General features: G+C 66.2%; 15 protein-coding genes. 7 read left to right on the top strand and 8 right to left on the bottom strand.

From position 1 onward, the window contains the following. Window positions 1-23: 23 nt before the first annotated feature. Window positions 24-929 (bottom strand): SAM-dependent methyltransferase, encoded by a 906-nt coding sequence (locus tag ACQY4T_RS12090; protein WP_428542141.1) that lies wholly within the window; start codon window positions 927-929, stop codon window positions 24-26. A 104-nt stretch (window positions 930-1,033) separates the two neighbouring features. After that, on the bottom strand, window positions 1,034-1,369 hold the full coding sequence (locus tag ACQY4T_RS12085; protein ID WP_428542138.1) for a cupin domain-containing protein: 336 nt from the start codon (window positions 1,367-1,369) through the stop codon (window positions 1,034-1,036). Between the two features lie 314 nt (window positions 1,370-1,683). Here ACQY4T_RS12085 and ACQY4T_RS12080 point away from each other — a divergent pair, with 314 nt between their 5' ends. The 3 genes from ACQY4T_RS12080 to ACQY4T_RS12070 all read left to right on the top strand — a co-directional run bounded on the left by ACQY4T_RS12080 (window position 1,684) and on the right by ACQY4T_RS12070 (window position 4,838). Next, window positions 1,684-2,691 carry a TRAP transporter substrate-binding protein gene (locus ACQY4T_RS12080; RefSeq protein WP_428542135.1) on the top strand — a complete coding sequence of 336 codons (1,008 nt, stop codon included), beginning with the start codon at window positions 1,684-1,686 and terminating at the stop codon, window positions 2,689-2,691. A 72-nt stretch (window positions 2,692-2,763) separates the two neighbouring features. Next, window positions 2,764-2,991: a hypothetical protein gene (locus tag ACQY4T_RS12075; protein ID WP_428542132.1), complete on the top strand. Its 228-nt coding sequence runs from the start codon at window positions 2,764-2,766 to the stop codon at window positions 2,989-2,991. Next, on the top strand, window positions 2,988-4,838 hold the full coding sequence (locus ACQY4T_RS12070; protein ID WP_428542129.1) for a TRAP transporter large permease subunit: 1,851 nt from the start codon (window positions 2,988-2,990) through the stop codon (window positions 4,836-4,838). Before ACQY4T_RS12075 ends, ACQY4T_RS12070 begins: the two co-directional genes overlap by 4 nt. Window positions 4,839-5,105: 267 nt before the next feature. On the opposite strand, the gene ACQY4T_RS12065 is transcribed toward ACQY4T_RS12070, so the two are convergent. Then, complete coding sequence (locus ACQY4T_RS12065) at window positions 5,106-5,951, bottom strand: hypothetical protein (protein ID WP_428542126.1); 846 nt, start codon at window positions 5,949-5,951, stop codon at window positions 5,106-5,108. Between the two features lie 424 nt (window positions 5,952-6,375). On the opposite strand from ACQY4T_RS12065, the gene ACQY4T_RS12060 reads away from it, so the two are divergent. From ACQY4T_RS12060 to ACQY4T_RS12045, 4 genes are all read left to right on the top strand, one after another. After that, the gene (locus ACQY4T_RS12060) at window positions 6,376-7,467 is read left to right on the top strand and encodes an HlyD family secretion protein (protein WP_428542123.1); all 1,092 of its coding nucleotides are present in this window, start codon (window positions 6,376-6,378) and stop codon (window positions 7,465-7,467) included. A gap of 10 nt (window positions 7,468-7,477) precedes the next feature. Continuing rightward, window positions 7,478-9,013 (top strand): DHA2 family efflux MFS transporter permease subunit, encoded by a 1,536-nt coding sequence (locus ACQY4T_RS12055; RefSeq protein ID WP_428542120.1) that lies wholly within the window; start codon window positions 7,478-7,480, stop codon window positions 9,011-9,013. 66 nt (window positions 9,014-9,079) lie between these two features. Then, a complete protein-coding gene (locus tag ACQY4T_RS12050) occupies window positions 9,080-9,328 on the top strand; it encodes a type II toxin-antitoxin system Phd/YefM family antitoxin (RefSeq protein ID WP_428542118.1) in 249 nt (82 codons plus the stop codon). Then, window positions 9,328-9,705 carry a type II toxin-antitoxin system VapC family toxin gene (locus ACQY4T_RS12045; RefSeq protein ID WP_428542116.1) on the top strand — a complete coding sequence of 126 codons (378 nt, stop codon included), beginning with the start codon at window positions 9,328-9,330 and terminating at the stop codon, window positions 9,703-9,705. The genes ACQY4T_RS12050 and ACQY4T_RS12045 overlap by 1 nt, the downstream gene beginning before the upstream one ends. 31 nt (window positions 9,706-9,736) lie before the next feature. On the opposite strand, the gene ACQY4T_RS12040 is transcribed toward ACQY4T_RS12045, so the two are convergent. The 5 genes from ACQY4T_RS12040 to ACQY4T_RS12020 all read right to left on the bottom strand — a co-directional run bounded on the left by ACQY4T_RS12040 (window position 9,737) and on the right by ACQY4T_RS12020 (window position 14,645). Further along, the gene (locus tag ACQY4T_RS12040) at window positions 9,737-10,726 is read right to left on the bottom strand and encodes a hypothetical protein (RefSeq protein WP_428542113.1); all 990 of its coding nucleotides are present in this window, start codon (window positions 10,724-10,726) and stop codon (window positions 9,737-9,739) included. Window positions 10,727-10,876: 150 nt separating this feature from the next. Continuing rightward, window positions 10,877-11,197, bottom strand: coding sequence for a type II toxin-antitoxin system RelE/ParE family toxin (locus tag ACQY4T_RS12035; protein ID WP_428542110.1), 321 nt, complete (start codon window positions 11,195-11,197; stop codon window positions 10,877-10,879). Then, window positions 11,194-11,442 (bottom strand): CopG family ribbon-helix-helix protein, encoded by a 249-nt coding sequence (locus ACQY4T_RS12030; protein ID WP_428542107.1) that lies wholly within the window; start codon window positions 11,440-11,442, stop codon window positions 11,194-11,196. The genes ACQY4T_RS12035 and ACQY4T_RS12030 overlap by 4 nt, the downstream gene beginning before the upstream one ends. 219 nt (window positions 11,443-11,661) lie before the next feature. After that, window positions 11,662-13,314: a thiamine pyrophosphate-binding protein gene (locus tag ACQY4T_RS12025; RefSeq protein ID WP_428542104.1), complete on the bottom strand. Its 1,653-nt coding sequence runs from the start codon at window positions 13,312-13,314 to the stop codon at window positions 11,662-11,664. Between the two features lie 41 nt (window positions 13,315-13,355). Beyond that, the gene (locus ACQY4T_RS12020) at window positions 13,356-14,645 is read right to left on the bottom strand and encodes a CaiB/BaiF CoA transferase family protein (RefSeq protein WP_428542101.1); all 1,290 of its coding nucleotides are present in this window, start codon (window positions 14,643-14,645) and stop codon (window positions 13,356-13,358) included. Window positions 14,646-14,769 lie beyond the last annotated feature (124 nt).

The following is a 14,769-nucleotide window of genomic DNA, read 5'->3' as shown; positions in this document are numbered from 1 at the left end:
GCCAATGGACGGAACCGCACCGATCAGACAATCGGCAGCCGGCTGATCGCGTGCCAACGCATCATCCGCAGCCGGCCGTCGTCGATCAGTCGCCGGCGCAACAGCCATAGTTCGGCCTCGGCGATCATCGGCACCGCCTCGCGCCGGGTCGGTTTGCGATCCAGGTCGCGCAGCATCACCCGCCAGCCCAGCAACGCATGCTCGATGTGGCTCTGCGAGGTGTCCTCGGCGACGCGGACATCGAGACCCATCCGCCCCAGCATGCGGGTCACCGTCACCGGGGCGAGCAACTCGGCCGGGTCGCGTCGTTCCAGTTCGGCCCAGCGGCGCACCGTGCGGTCATCCGGGTCCAGCGGTTTCGGCGCGGCCAGCGAAGTGATGACGATCTGGCCACCCGGTTTCAGCGCCCCGGTCAGGCGGTCCAGGATGGGCTCGGGCTGGGCGTTGCGGAACGGGTCCAGCGCCAGGCAATGGTGATGACCCTTGGCGGCAAAGTTGGGCTCGTCCGGGTCCCAGGAATTGATGCTGATCTTCTTGCCGAGTTGCGCGTGGTTGACCTGTGCCTGGGCGGAGGCGAGCAGCGCGGGATCGTCGTCGGTGGCGGTCACCCAGGCGCCGAGGTTGCGGGCGATGGTGATGGCCGGCCCGCCGCTGCCGACGCCGACCAGCAGCAGGCTGGCCGCGGCCGACATACCGAGCGGGCGGGCCAGCCGCAGGGTGTCGATCTCGCCGCCGGGGAAGATGAAGCCGTCACCCCACAACCGGTGCGCCAGGTCCAGCCGGCCGGCCGGCCAGGCGGATCGGATCGGGGCTTCGGCGGCGGCGGTCGGCGGGGCCGGTTCGGCCGTGGCGTCCGGCGCGGGCGCCGACATCGCCGCACCGGGGGGCAGCGATCGATGGAACCAACTGCGCACCACAGTGTCGAACATTCTTCGGTCTCCAACGACCAAGGATAGACCAAGAACCCTACCAAAACGTTTACGCTCCCCAGATTACGCCCCCCGGTTTGCGCCCGCCGGTTGACGCCCAAAGGTCAGCCGAACTCGGTCAGCACGTAATGCACCGGGTCGGGGCCGACGACGCTGGGCTTGTGGCGGTGTTCGCGGCCGGCCGGGATGTGCAGCATGTCGCCCGGGCCGGCTTCCACCGTATGGCTATCGAAGCGGTAGCGGATGCGCCCGGACAGGATGAAGATCGAGTGGCCGGTTTGGCACCAATCGGCCTCGTCCGCGCCCGCGGGGTCGGGGGCGCGTTCCTGGTAGCGCAGCGCGATGCCGAAACCCGATATCGCCTCGCGCAGCTTCAGCCGATCGGAGACCTGGCGCAGTTCGTGGTCGGCGGCTCGAAACAAATAGGGGCTGTCGGTCATTCGGGTCCTCTGGGCGCCGATTGTGCCCGCGGCACCTGCTGCTTGCCACCCCTGTCCTTGCCGCCCCCTGCGCTCGCCACCCGGCCCCGCCCTTGCCACCCCGGCCCTTGCCACCGGTGCCCTGCCACCCCGGCCCTTGCCACCCCGGCCCTTGCCACCGGTGCCCTGCCACCCCGGCCCTTGCCACCCCGGCCCTTTTTGCCCCCCCCTCCCTTGCCACCCTGCCTTTGCCACCCTGCCCTTGCCACCCTGCCCTTGCCACCAAAGGTGCGGCCGGTATTTAAGCACCGGAGAGAAACCCCAAGGAATTCAACATGACCGCCGTCCATCGCCGTAGCCTGCTCGCCGGGGCCGCGCTGCCCTTGTTCGCCATCGGCACCGGGCGCGCCCGAGCAGCGGCGTTCAGCTTGAAGCTGGTGAACAATTCGCCGGTGACGCACCCGCAGACCGTGCGCCAGCAGGAAGCCGCGGCGCGGATCAAGGCGGCGACCAACGGCGCGGTCGAGATCACCGTGTTCCCGAACAACCAGTTGGGATCAGACACCGACATGCTGTCGCAATTGCGCTCCGGCGCGATCGACATGTTCACGCTGTCGGGCCTGATCCTGTCGACGCTGGTGCCGGCGGCCTCGATCAACGGTATCGGCTTCGCGTTCAAGGACTACGATACGGTGTGGAAGGCGATGGACGGCAAGCTTGGCACCTATGTGCGGTCCGAGATCGACAAGCGCGGCCTGATTGCGATGGACAAGATGTGGGACAACGGCTTTCGCCAGATCACCAGCTCCACCCATCCGATCCGCCAGCCGACCGACCTGAAGGGGTTCAAGATCCGGGTGCCGGTGTCACCGCTATGGACCAGCATGTTCCAGGCTCTGGGCGCGTCGCCGATCAGCATCAACTTCTCCGAGGTGTATTCTGCGCTGCAGACCAAGATCGCCGAGGGGCAGGAAAACCCGTTGTCGCTGATCGAGATCGCGAAACTGTACGAGGTGCAGAAATACGTCTCGATGACCAGCCACATGTGGGACGGGTTCTGGATGCTGGCCAACCGGCGCAGCTACGCGGGTCTGCCGGCCGATGCGCGGGCGATCGTGGCGCGCGAGTTGAACGCATCGGCGCTGCAAGAGCGGGCCGACATCGCCGCGCTTAACGGGTCGGTCGCGGCCGACCTGAAGGCCAAGGGGCTGATTTTTGTCGAGGTGGACAAGCCGGCGTTCCGCCAGGCGCTGAAGTCCGCCGGGTTCTACGCCGAGTGGAAGCAGAAGTATGGCGACCAGGCCTGGGGCATCCTGGAGGGCGAGGTCGGCGTTCTGTCGTGACCGACAGGCGGAGATGGATGTCGCGTGACGATGGGTTGTGATGAGCGCCGGGCGGTCTTGGGAGCCGACCTGATGGGCGCCGGGCTGATGGGCGCCGGACTGATGGGCGCCGGGCTGATGGGCGACGGGCTGATGGGCGCCGGGCTAATGTGCGCCGGACTGATGGGCGCCGGGCTGATGGGCGCCGGGCTAATGGGCGCCGGACTGATGGGCGCCGGACTGATGGGCGCCGGACTGATGGGCGCCGGACTGATGGGCGCCGGACTGATGGGCGCCGGGCTGATGGGCGGCCGGCGGTGATCGACGCCGGCGGCGGCACGACACGGGGTCTGGCCGCGGCGCGGATCGACCGGGCGCTGCGGCTGATCGCCGAGCTCCCGGCGGTGGTGCTGGTGGTGGCCGAGGTCGTGGTGTTGTTTGCCGGGGTGATGGCTCGTTACGTGTTGCATGCGCCGCTGGTGTGGACCGACGAGCTGGCCTCGATGCTGTTCCTGTGGCTGGCGACGCTGGGCAGCGTGATCGCGCTGCAACGATCGGAGCACATGCGGCTGACCGCGGTGGTGGGCGCCATGTCGGCGGCGGGGCGGGCTCGGTGCGAGGCGCTGGCGGCGGCCTCGGTCGCGGTGTTCCTGCTGATGGTGGTGCCCTCGGCGTGGGATTATGCGTCGGACCAGTGGTATATCACGACGCCGGCGCTGGGGATGCCCGACACCTACCGGGCGGCGGCGATCCTGGTCGGCGCGGTGCTGATGGTGATCACCGCGCTGTCGCGGCTGCTGCGGCTGTCGTGGGCGGACGCGGTGTTTGGCGTGGCGGCGGTGGTCGGGCTGGCGGTGGGGCTGCATTTCGCCGCGCCGTTCCTTACGCGGTTCGGCAACTGGAACCTGGTGCTGTTCTTCGTCGGGCTGCTGGGCGCGGCGGTGCTGCTGTCGGTGCCGATCGGGTTTGCCTTCGGGCTGGCCAGCCTCGCCTACCTAGCGACGCTGACCCGCACGCCGCTGAGCGTGGTGGTGTCGCGCATGGACGAGGGCATGAGCTCGCTGATCCTGCTGGCGGTGCCGCTGTTCGTGCTGCTGGGGCTGCTGATCGAGATGACCGGCATGGCCCGGGCGATGGTGGGGTTTCTGTCGGCGCTGCTGGGACATGTGCGCGGCGGGCTGTCCTATGTGCTGCTGGGGGCGATGTATCTGGTATCGGGGATCTCCGGTTCGAAGGCGGCGGACATGGCGGCGGTGGCGCCGGTGCTGTTTCCGGAGATGAAGCGGCGCGGGTTCAACGAGGGCGAGCTGGTGTCACTGCTGGCGGCGTCGGGGGCGATGAGCGAGACGATCCCGCCGTCGCTGGTGCTGATCACCATCGGGTCGGTTACCGGGGTCTCGATCGCGGCGCTGTTCACCGGCGGCCTGGTGCCGGCCGCGGTGCTGGCGGTGGCGCTGGCGGTGATCGCGCGTTGGCGCGGCCGGCGGGAGAACCTGGCCGGAGTGACGCGGCCGCCATGGCCGGTGATCGGGCGCGCCTTCGTGGTGGCGTTGCCGGCGCTGGTGCTGCCGGTGGTGATTCGCAGCGCGGTGATCGAGGGGGTAGCGACGGCAACCGAGGTGTCCACCATCGGCATCGTCTATGCGGTGATCGTCGGGCTGCTGATCTATCGGCAGTTTGCCTGGCGGCGGCTGTATCCGATGCTGGTGGAGACGGCGGCGCTGTCAGGCGCCATCCTGCTGATCATCGGCACCGCGACGGCGATGGCGTGGGCGCTGACCCAGTCGGGGTTTTCTCGCCAACTGGCGGCGGGGATGACGGCGATGCCGGGCGGCGCGGCCGGGTTCATGGCGGTTTCGGTGGTCGCCTTCATCGTGCTGGGCAGTGTGCTGGAGGGGATTCCGGCGATCGTGCTGTTCGGGCCGCTGCTGTTTCCCTCGGCCCGCCAGGTCGGGATCAATGAGGTGCACTACGCGATGGTGGTGATCCTGGCGATGGGGATCGGGCTGTTCGCGCCGCCGTTCGGGGTTGGCTATTATGCTGCCTGCGCGATCGGGCGGGTGTCGCCGGATGCGGCGATGCGGCGGATCTGGCCGTATCTGCTCGCGGTGCTGGCGGGTCTGGTGGTGGTGGCGGCGGTGCCTTGGCTGAGTGTGGGGTTTTTGTAGGGGGCGGGTTTCGGGTGGATTTGACCGGGCGCTTTTTGCGTCTGGTGGGTTGAGGCCGGTGCCGACGGTCTGGTGTTCGTTGGGCGGATGGCCTGATTCAACACGAAGACACAAAAACACGAAGGCGTGCGGGGAGCTGCTCCATCAGCGGGACGACTTGAAACCGCTTCGCTCAGGGTTCGCCTTTTATCTTGGGCTTAAAACGCTGCCGCTGTGCGGCTTGGGCAGGGTCGGCCGCCAGTGCGGCTTGGGCCGGATACGACGCCATTATGCGGCTTGGGGACCGCCCGGATTTGGCCGGCGGACGGCGGCGACGGCGGCTCGGGCAGCGGCGGTGGCCAGGGTGGCGGGATCGGCGATGGCCGACATCGATGCGGCGGATGACACGCCGTGCTTGGAGAACGCGTTCATCAGCATGCGGGCGTCGTGCTTCATCGCCTCGATGTCATGCGACGCCGGGTCGGCCGCGCGGCTGTTCGTCAGCACGCTGTTGGCACGGGGCTGGACGGAGGCAGGCGGGGCGGATGCGGGCGGGGCGGCCGGGGCGGGGGCGGCCAGGGCGGTCGCAGTGTGCGCGGCGACCGCCTCGGCGGATGGGGTGGCGCGGGGCGCAACGGCATGGGGTTGGGCGCAGCAGGTCGCGGCGGCCCTGCCCGGATTTGGCGGCAATGGGGTCGATGGCCCCGGATTTGACGGCGATGGGTTCGATGGCGCTGGCGCCACCGAGGGACGCGGCGTCTTGTGCGGCTGCTCGGGGTTGGCGCGCAGCGCGGCGAGCGCCTTGCGGGCCTGGTCGGAGGCGCGGCTCAGGCTGACGGCATTGCCGCGATAGCGCAGCAGCCTGGTGACCGGCAGGTCGGCACCCATCGACAGCCTGAGGTTATCCAGCGCGGCGATGCTGAAGCCGACAATGCGGCCGGCGAGGTCGAGTTCGGTGGCGTCCACCGCATTGTGGGCGGCGATGAGTTGGCGGATCGCGGCGCGCGCGGTAACCGGATTGCCGCCGGCGGCCGCGAGGAAGAACGGCAGCAGGAAATCGAGGATGGTTTGCATGACGCATTCGGTCGTCGCCTGAGGGGACGGCGTCTGGTCGATGTTGCTCGCGAGGGTCATGGGCAGGGGCTCGAAGTTGGTGTTCGGTTTACGTTCTGATATTACTACTATAGGTTGTATATGAACACAACAAGAATCCATCTGGGTTTTGATGGTTATGACCGGCGATGATGGCTGGCGGTGATGGCCGGCGGTGATGGCCGGCGATGATGGCCGGCGATGATGGCCGGCGGTGATGACCGGCGACGATGGCCGACGCTGAGGCCGGCGGTGATGGCTGACGGTGACGCTGATGGTTATGGCTCACGGCCTCCGAGGCCTGACCGGGCCTATTCTGGGGGCGCTTTGCGGCGGAGGCGGGCCACGTCAGACCCGCAGGTCTCGCACCGGTGACAACGCGATTGTGCATAGCAGCACGACTTGAGATGGGACGATAATAAGCTAGCTTACAATCATCACCGTCTACGATCGGATTCGCCTCATCATGTCTCAAGCGACCACAACGTTCCGCGACGATATCGCTACCCGGCCGGCGTCGCGGGCGCGGTCGCGCAAGAAGCTGCTGCGCTGGGGCTTGATGGCCGGCGGCGTGCTGGCGGTGGTGATCGGCGGCGGGTTCTACTGGCTGTCCAGCGGGCGGTGGGTGGATACCGATGACGCCTATGTGCAGGCCGACAGCATGACGCTGTCCACCGACGTGTCCGGCATCGTCGCCTCGATCCCGGTACACGAGGGTCAGGCTGTAACCAAGAGCGAGGTGCTGTTCAGCCTCGATCCGCAGAAATTCCAGATCGCGCTGGACAATGCGCGCGCCAACCTGGAGCAGACAAGGCTGAATATCGAGGCGGCGAAGGCGGACTATCAGGCGGCGTTGCGCGACACCGGCGCCAAGCAGCAGCAGGTCAATGCCGATCAGGCGACCTATGGCCGCTATTCCGCGCTGGTGAAGACCCATGCGGTGACCCAGCAAGAGACCGACGACGCCCGCTATAAGCTGGCGGCGGACCAGCAGGCGGTGCGCGCCTCGGAGAGTCAGGCGCGGGCGCTGCTGGCCAAGCTGGACGGCAACCCCGAAATCGCCACCCAGGACATGCCGTCGTTCAAGCAGGCGCAGTCGGCGGTGGCGGAAGCCGAGCGGGAAAAGAACCACTCGGTGGTGCGGGCGCCGTATGACGGGATCGTCACGCAGGTGAACAAGCTGCAGCTTGGCATGTATCTTGGGGCCAGCAGCGCGGCGTTCGGCCTGGTATCGACCGATCACGTCTGGGTTGAGGCCGAGCCGAAGGAGACCCAGCTCACCTATGCCAAGAACGGCAATCCGGTGGATGTCAGCTTCGACCTCTATCCGGGTCGCACCTGGAAGGGAACGGTGCAGAGCGTGGCGCCGGCGACCGACCAGAATTTCTCGTTGCTGCCGGCGGAGAATTCCTCGGGCAACTGGGTGAAGGTGGTGCAGCGGATCCCGGTCCGGGTGCGGGTCGACATGAAGCCGAACGATCCGCCGCTGCGCGCCGGCATGAGCGCCGACATCGACATCGACACCGGCCACGTCCGCACGCTGTCGGACCTGTTCTAGGATTTCAGACATGTCCGGGCGGCAGGAGCAGGTGGTTCCGTATCGCGGGCTGATCACCGTGTGCGCGATGATGGCGACGCTGATGCAGTCGCTGGATTCGACCATCGCCAACGTGGCGCTGCCGTATATGCAGGGCAGCCTGTCGGCGAGTTCCGATCAGATCACCTGGGTGCTGACCTCCTACATCACCGCGGCGGCGATCATGACCGCTCCGGTGGGCTGGCTGTCGGCACGGTTCGGGCTGAAGAACCTGTATCTGATCTCGATGATCGGGTTTACCGTGGCCTCGATGCTGTGCGGGGTGGCGGGGACGTTGACCGAGATGGTGGCGTTCCGGCTGTTGCAGGGGATTTTCGGCGCCGCGCTGGTGCCGCTGTCGCAATCGACCATGCTGAACATCTACCCGCCCGAGAAGCGCGGATCGGCGATGGCGATCTGGGGCATGGGGGTGATGGTCGGGCCGATCCTGGGTCCGACCTTGGGCGGCTACCTGACCGAATTGTACAACTGGCGCTGGGTGTTCTTCGTCAACCTGCCGTTCGGCGTGCTGGCGAGCGCGGGCATGGCGGCGTTCCTGCCGAAAACCGAACCGGGCACGGGGATGAAGTTCGACTGGATCGGCTTCGGGGTGCTGGCGCTGGGCATCGGCGGCTTCCAACTGATGCTGGATCGCGGCGAGACGATGGACTGGTTCGGGTCGACCGAGATCATCATCGAGGCGACGCTGGCCGGGCTCGGTTTCTACCTGTTCATCGTGCACATGCTGACGGCGGAGAAGCCGTTCATCACGCCGCGGGTATTCAAGGACCGCAACCTGTCCGCCGGGCTGGTGGTGATGTTCGCGGTCGGCATGGTGCTGTTCGCGGTCTCGGCACTGCTGGCGCCGTGGCTGCAGAACCTTGCCAACTATCCGGTGGAGACGGCGGGGCTGGCGATGGCACCGCGCGGTATCGGCACGATGGCGGCGATGATGGTCGCCGGGCGGTTGTCCAACAAGGTGGACGCCAGGGTGTTGATGGCGGTGGGGATCGTGATCCTGACCTTCAGCCTGTATCAGATGACCGGGTGGACTCCGGCGGTGTCGGACAGGACGGTGGTGCTGAACACCATGCTGCAGGGCGCCGGGCTTGGGTTCGTGTTCGTGCCGCTGCAGGTGATCGCGTTCGCCACCTTGGAACCGGCGCTGCGCACCGAGGGCACCGCGCTGCTGAGCCTGCTGCGCAATGTCGGCAGCGCGATCGGAATCTCGGTGACCGGGGCGCTGGTGACGCAGAACAACCAGATCGAGCACTCGGTGCTGTCGGGGTTCGTGACGCCGTTGAACCGGGCGTTCCAGGGCGCCGATGCCAGCCTGATGCCGACCACGGCACGCGGTGCGCAGATGCTGAACGCGATGCTGAACCACCAGGCGCAGATCATCTCCTACAACAACGACTGGAAGCTGATGATGCTGCTTTCGATGCCGATGTTGCTGCTGCTGTTGCTGATGCGGGGGCCGAAGAAGGGCAGCGGCGGCGGGTCGGATCATGCGGCGGTGATGGATTGATTTTGCACGAGGCTTGACCGAGCGGTTCGGGATCGATTAGTTCTCGGTTAGCTAGGAAATCGTGCAATGAAGACTGTGAACGTTCATGAAGCCAAGACAAGGCTTTCGCAGCTTCTGGTCGCGGTTGAAAACGGGGAAGACGTGGTGATCGCGCGCAACGGCGTTCCGGTTGCCCGCTTGTCGTCGGTCGAACCGGCGATCAGCCGCGAGCCTGGGTTATGGCGCGTGCATCCGGGTTGGGAGGGCTATGTCTATGATCCCGCGGTGCTAGCTCCGATGAATGATGCGGAGATCGAGGACGAAGGCTGGGCTTGATGTTCATCGCCGACGCGTGCGCGTTGCTGGCGTATTTCGGCGGCGGCGGGCGGACGATGGGCCGTGCGGGCATGGACGCGATGCGGGCCGATGTCGTGGTGTCTCCGATCACGGTGTGGGAGCTGACCCGCAAGGCGGCGACTGGAAAGCTGCCGCCGTTGCCGAGCGAGAGCGGCAGTTTTGCCCGCCATCTGGTGGCGCTGGGATTGCGCGAGATTCCATTGTCGTTGGGCGATGCCGAGGCCGCCAACGCCCTACCGCCGCATCACCGCGATCAGATGGACCGCATGCTGATCGCCACCGCTTTGCGCACCGGTTTGACCGTCATCACCAACGATGCCGTGTTTCCGGCCTATGGAGTGACGACGGTCTGGTGACGGCTTGCCGGTGCGGGTTTCGAAGCGCCGGTTACCGAGACAGATCCACCGCATAGAGCTTGAACGGAAGACGCGGCGACTGCCCCTTCTTCGCGGGGTCCACCAGAAAGCCGAGCTGGCCTTCGGATACCCAGGCGGTGTTGCCGACCGGGGTTACTCCGGTCGGGCCGGTATAGCCGTCCTTGAGGGTCTGCACGGTTGCCTCGTCGCCCTTTATCGTCAGGTGATCGAGCTTCCCGGAACCTTCGATCATCAGGAAGCCCCCGTTCGGGTCAGGGCGCAACGCATCGGTGAGCGCCAACGGCTGGGAGGGCTGCAGCTTGGTGATGGTTCCGGGGTTTCCGTCCTTGACCTCGACGCGGAACAGTTCGGCCTTGGTGAAGGTGTCGGCGTAAAGGTTGCCGTCCGTGCCGAAGGCCAGTCCATCCAGTCCGCCGCCCTTGGGCGGTGGGGTGAAGGCAGGATCGGTTGCCCAGACCTGCAATTGCTTCTCGCCCGGTCGCAGGCGCAGGATCTGCGGGGCGGCGGTATTGGTTACGTACACCGAGCCGTCGGAACCGACCGCGATATCATTGCAGAAGGTGTGCTGGCCCGGCAGTCGGGCGCTGAGTTTACCGTGGCCGGTGGCGAGGTCGAAGCCTTTCAATTCACTGCCCTTGGCCGATGAAGGACCTGGCACACCCATGGCGGACAGGTCGTTCGAGCAGACCCAGAGGGTGTTCGAGCGTTCATCCGCGAGGACTCCGAGGGTGGATCTCGTGTCGAAGGCGCCGGGCTTGATCCAGGGTTCGGCCTCGGACTGGCCGGGCCGGACTCGCGCCACGCCGCCGGAGGCGAAGCTGCCGACGTAGAGCGTGCCGTCGGCGATCGATGTCACGCTTTCGGGGTAGGCCTGATTGCCGGGCAGGGTCACGGTGCGAGGGGCGGCGAGAGCGGTTGCGCCCCAGCCGGCCGCCAGCGCGGCGGCGGCGATGATGTGCCGGGGGCGGGTGATTCGGGTTCGATGGTCGGATCGACGCATTGATGTTTCCTTCCGATTTTTTTCGCGGCGATGTTGGTGTCATCGACGGTTGGGTTCTATGAGCCCTGACGGGCGGGTCCGGCGCTGTAGCGTATTAGACATAACGGACGGGCCGCAACCGGGGGTGGCCGCAAGGGCGTGTCTGGGGCGCTATGGGTTCTTCGGGTCGGGCGGCCATTGCATCGCGCCATGCAACACACGCAAAATAACGACAGCCTGAGGCTGTTCGGAAACGGCGGCATCGTGCTCAACGGCATAGACGATCAAATAGGGAAACCTGGCCACCACCAGCTCGCGAGTACCCTGCGAGCGGCCAGGCTTGCCCAAGTAGGGAAAATTGGCGAGCTGCTCGGCGTCATCAAGAATACGCCGTCCGACGCGAGCAGCAGCGGCTGGATTTCTGCCCTTGAGCCATTCCACGATCCCAAGAAAATCGGCGCTGGCGGGTTCCGTCCATCGCAGCCGCGTCATGCGCCTGTTGCGAAAAGCCGGTCAAATGCGTTGACGACCGTTTCATGGTCGACGACGCGACCTTCCCGCAAGGCCTGCTTACCTTCCTCGACGGCAGCAAGGAACTGCTGCTCGTTAGCGACGTAGGAGCGCAAGGCTTCGTTGATGAGCCATGACTTGGTGCGTCCCGTGGCGACGGCGAGACGGGTCAACTCAGCGTCGAGATCGGCATCGACCCGGGCCGCGAGGGTGACTGCTTTTGGCATGCTGAACTCGCTTGTGATACAACGCAAACGTTGTACTACAGCTCTGTATGACGTGCAAACATTTCCCTGCCTTCTGCCTTAGCGGGATGGCGTTGGGCCAGAACCAGCCGACGCGGTTTCGATCAGGCGAGCCAGTGGCGCCGATCGGCAAGGCCCGGTTAGATGCCGGCGCGGTCGCCTTGGTCCGCCGCTGGGCGCGGCGGACCGCCGAAAGCCGAGCTATGTGGAATAATCCGAGAACGCCACGCCGGCAAAGCGGGCGCGGTAGTCGGTGCGGACGTTGACCAGGGCGACCATGCCTTCGTCGACCTTCTTCTGTGCGCGTTCCAGCGCGGGACGGATGTCCTCGGCCTTGGTGATGTACTCGCCGTAGCCGCCGAGTGCCTCGCAGATTTTGTCGTAACGGGTGTAACCAAGATCGCGGCCGGGCTTTTCCCGCTTGGGATCGCCGGTCCAGCCGCCGTTCAGGCTGATCACCACCAGGATGGGGATCTTGTGGCGGATCGCGGTGTCGAGCTCCATGGCGTTGAGGCCCATCGAGCCGTCGCCGTGCACGACGATGACCTGCTTGTCGGGACAGGCGACCTTGGCGCCGACGCCGAACGGCATGCCGACGCCCATGGTGCCGAACGGGCCGGAATTCAGTCGGTGGCCCGGCGCGAAGGTGGGCATGGTCAGGCGGCCGAAGTTCAACGTCTCTTGTCCGTCGACGCACAGGATGGCGTCGCGGTTGGCAAAGTCGCGGACCGCTTCGAGCATGCGGACGGGATGGATGTCGCCGTCTTCCTGCAGCTTGTTGGCACCGGCGGAGGATCGTTTCGCCGCTTCACCGTCAGCCAGTTGCTTGCGCCAGCCGGCGTATTTGTCGGGGTTGATGCGACCCTTGATGCCGGCCAGCAGTTGCCCGAGCACGGCCTTGCAGTCACCGACGATGGGGATGTCGACGTAGCGGGCGGCCATGGCGATTTCGGACGGATCGATATCGATACGGGCGATCTTGGCCGTGGGTCCGAAGCGCGGCGGGCCGGCATGGCCGATGATGTAGTTCATGCGGGTGCCCAGGACGAGGATCAGGTCGGCGTCCTTGAATGCGCCGGAGCGCATCGACAGGAACGAATACGGATGATCGTCGGGCACCACGCCGCGGCCTTGCGGGGTGGTGAAGAACGGGATGCCGGCGGCTTCGACGAAGGCCTGCATCTCGGCCCAGGCGCGCGACCAGATCACACCGGAGCCTGAAACGATCAGCGGATTTTTCGCCTCGGCCAGGGCGCCGATCAGGGCATCGACCTGGCGCGGGTCGCCCATCGGGCGGCTGTCGAGGATCGGACGGCCGGCGAAGCTCCAATCCACCAGGTTTTCGTCGATCTTCTGGTACAGCATGTCGCCGGGGCAATCGAGATAGACCGGGCCGGGCTTGCCGCTGATGGCTTTTTGCAGGGCGAAGTTGATCTGTTGCGGGATGCGCTTGAGATTGATCAGCCGGTCGACATATTTGCAGCAGCCGCGCATCAGTTCGACCTGGTCGATTTCCTGGAACACCTGGCGGCCGAACTGTGACAACGGGCTGGATCCGCCGAGAGCGACCACCGGGCAGCAATCGACCAGCGCGTTGGCCATGCCGGTGATCAGGTTGGTGACGCCCGGGCCGGAGGCGCCCATGCAGACCGAGGGCACCTGTTTCAGCCGGCTATAGGCTTGGCAACTGAACGCCGCCGCCTGTTCGTGGCGGACGTCGATCATGCGGATGCCTTCTTTGACGCAGGTGGCCTCGGCCAGCAGCATCGGCCCGCCCATGATGTAGAAGAGATCGGTAATCCCTTCCTTTTGCAGGCATCGGGCGATGATTTCCGAGCCGGTGAGTTCCGCCATGTCTTGTTCTCCCTAGAATTGCCGATCGCTGAGCATCGCGGTCAGCCGATGATGTTGTCGCCGCCGATGATCTTGTCGTCGCGCAGGGCGCCGAGGCGGTCGGCATCGAGACCGAGCCAGTTGGTCAGCACGTCGGTGTTGTTCGCCCCAAGTAATGGAGATGGCTTGACCGGCGGGGTGTGGCCGGAGAAGCGCACCGGCCAGGCAACGATCTTGAACGGGCCGACCACCGGGTGATCGATGGTCTGCATGATGCCGCGCTGTTCGAACGTCGGGTCGTTGGTCAGTTCCAGCGTGTCGAGCACCGCGCCGGCGGGGATGCCGGCGGCACCGATGATCCGCATGGCGTCGTGCTTGGTGTGCTTCCGCGTCCAGGCGGCGATCATGTCGTTGACCTCGGCGGCGCGTTCGGACCGCGCGTTGGGACTGTCGTAGCGGGGATCGCCGAGGAGGTCCTCGCGGCCGATCACCGCGAGCAGGCGGCGCCAGTGTTCGGGGTTGGCGCGCGAGGTGTAGATATAGACGTAGTCGTTGAGGCCGCCGCCGTCGCTGTCGCCGATGCCCTTGGTGGGGAACGTGCCCATCGGCGGGTTGCCGCCGGAGACCGAACTGTCGGCGGCGCGCGGGGCGGCCTTGCCGGTGCGCGACTGATAGGAGAATGCGATACGCATGTAGTGCAGCATGGCGTCCTGCATGGCGACTTGCAGATGATCGCCCTGCCCCGTCGTTTTGCGGCGATACAGCGCGCCGAGGATGGAGATCGACAGCAGCATGCCGGTGCCGGTGTCGCCCAGTGATGGGCCGGGTTTCAGCGGCCGGCCGTCGCGTTCGCCGGTGGTGCTCATGATGCCGCTGCAGGCCTGCGCGATCATGTCGAAGGCGAGGTTGTTTTCGTATGGGCTGCCCTCGCCGAAGCCTTTCACCTGGCAATAGATGATCGACGGGTTCAACGCTCGGATTACGTCGGCGCCGAGGCCGAGGCGCTCGATCGCGCCGGGGGCGAAGTTTTCCACCAGGACGTCGGCCTTGGTGGCGAGGTCTTTCACCAGTTGCAGGCCGCGCGGGTCTTTCAGGTTGACGCTGAGCGATTTCTTGTTGGCGTTGAAATTGAGGAAGTAGGGGTCGTCCTGGCCTGGCGTGCCGCCAAGCGAGCGGCCGGGGTCTCCGGCCTTGGGGTTTTCCACCTTGACCACCTCGGCGCCGAGCCAGGCGAGGGTTTCGGTGCAGGATGGGCCGGCCTCGAACTGCGTCAGGTCGAGCACGCGCACGCCGGCGAGGCAGTCGCTGCCGAACCCATTGAGGCCGGATGGGTTGGCGCCATTGGTTGTCATCGCATGGTTTCCCCTGCTACCGCGTTAAGTGAAGGCTAGAGCGAAAAATCCGTGAAGGTAAGTCCCACGGCTGGCGTGGGTGATGCGGCGGGCGCATATCAGCGCGGTTGACGGCGGGCGGAGA

This window comes from Rhodopila sp. (genome assembly GCF_965277825.1).
Lineage (GTDB): Bacteria > Pseudomonadota > Alphaproteobacteria > Acetobacterales > Acetobacteraceae > Rhodopila.
Note: the sequence above shows the minus strand (reverse complement) of the source record. Positions and strands in the feature narration are given on the sequence as shown.

Coding starts and splice junctions, on each gene's coding strand:
- ACQY4T_RS12090 (WP_428542141.1), bottom strand. CDS start 929: ATGTTCGACACTGTGGTGCGCAGTTGGTTCCATCGATCGCTGCCCCCC.
- ACQY4T_RS12050 (WP_428542118.1), top strand. CDS start 9,080: ATGAAGACTGTGAACGTTCATGAAGCCAAGACAAGGCTTTCGCAGCTT.
- ACQY4T_RS12035 (WP_428542110.1), bottom strand. CDS start 11,197: ATGACGCGGCTGCGATGGACGGAACCCGCCAGCGCCGATTTTCTTGGG.
- ACQY4T_RS12065 (WP_428542126.1), bottom strand. CDS start 5,951: ATGACCCTCGCGAGCAACATCGACCAGACGCCGTCCCCTCAGGCGACG.
- ACQY4T_RS12040 (WP_428542113.1), bottom strand. CDS start 10,726: ATGCGTCGATCCGACCATCGAACCCGAATCACCCGCCCCCGGCACATC.
- ACQY4T_RS12055 (WP_428542120.1), top strand. CDS start 7,478: ATGTCCGGGCGGCAGGAGCAGGTGGTTCCGTATCGCGGGCTGATCACC.
- ACQY4T_RS12085 (WP_428542138.1), bottom strand. CDS start 1,369: ATGACCGACAGCCCCTATTTGTTTCGAGCCGCCGACCACGAACTGCGC.
- ACQY4T_RS12020 (WP_428542101.1), bottom strand. CDS start 14,645: ATGACAACCAATGGCGCCAACCCATCCGGCCTCAATGGGTTCGGCAGC.
- ACQY4T_RS12025 (WP_428542104.1), bottom strand. CDS start 13,314: ATGGCGGAACTCACCGGCTCGGAAATCATCGCCCGATGCCTGCAAAAG.
- ACQY4T_RS12060 (WP_428542123.1), top strand. CDS start 6,376: ATGTCTCAAGCGACCACAACGTTCCGCGACGATATCGCTACCCGGCCG.
- ACQY4T_RS12080 (WP_428542135.1), top strand. CDS start 1,684: ATGACCGCCGTCCATCGCCGTAGCCTGCTCGCCGGGGCCGCGCTGCCC.
- ACQY4T_RS12030 (WP_428542107.1), bottom strand. CDS start 11,442: ATGCCAAAAGCAGTCACCCTCGCGGCCCGGGTCGATGCCGATCTCGAC.
- ACQY4T_RS12045 (WP_428542116.1), top strand. CDS start 9,328: ATGTTCATCGCCGACGCGTGCGCGTTGCTGGCGTATTTCGGCGGCGGC.
- ACQY4T_RS12075 (WP_428542132.1), top strand. CDS start 2,764: ATGGGCGCCGGGCTGATGGGCGCCGGACTGATGGGCGCCGGGCTGATG.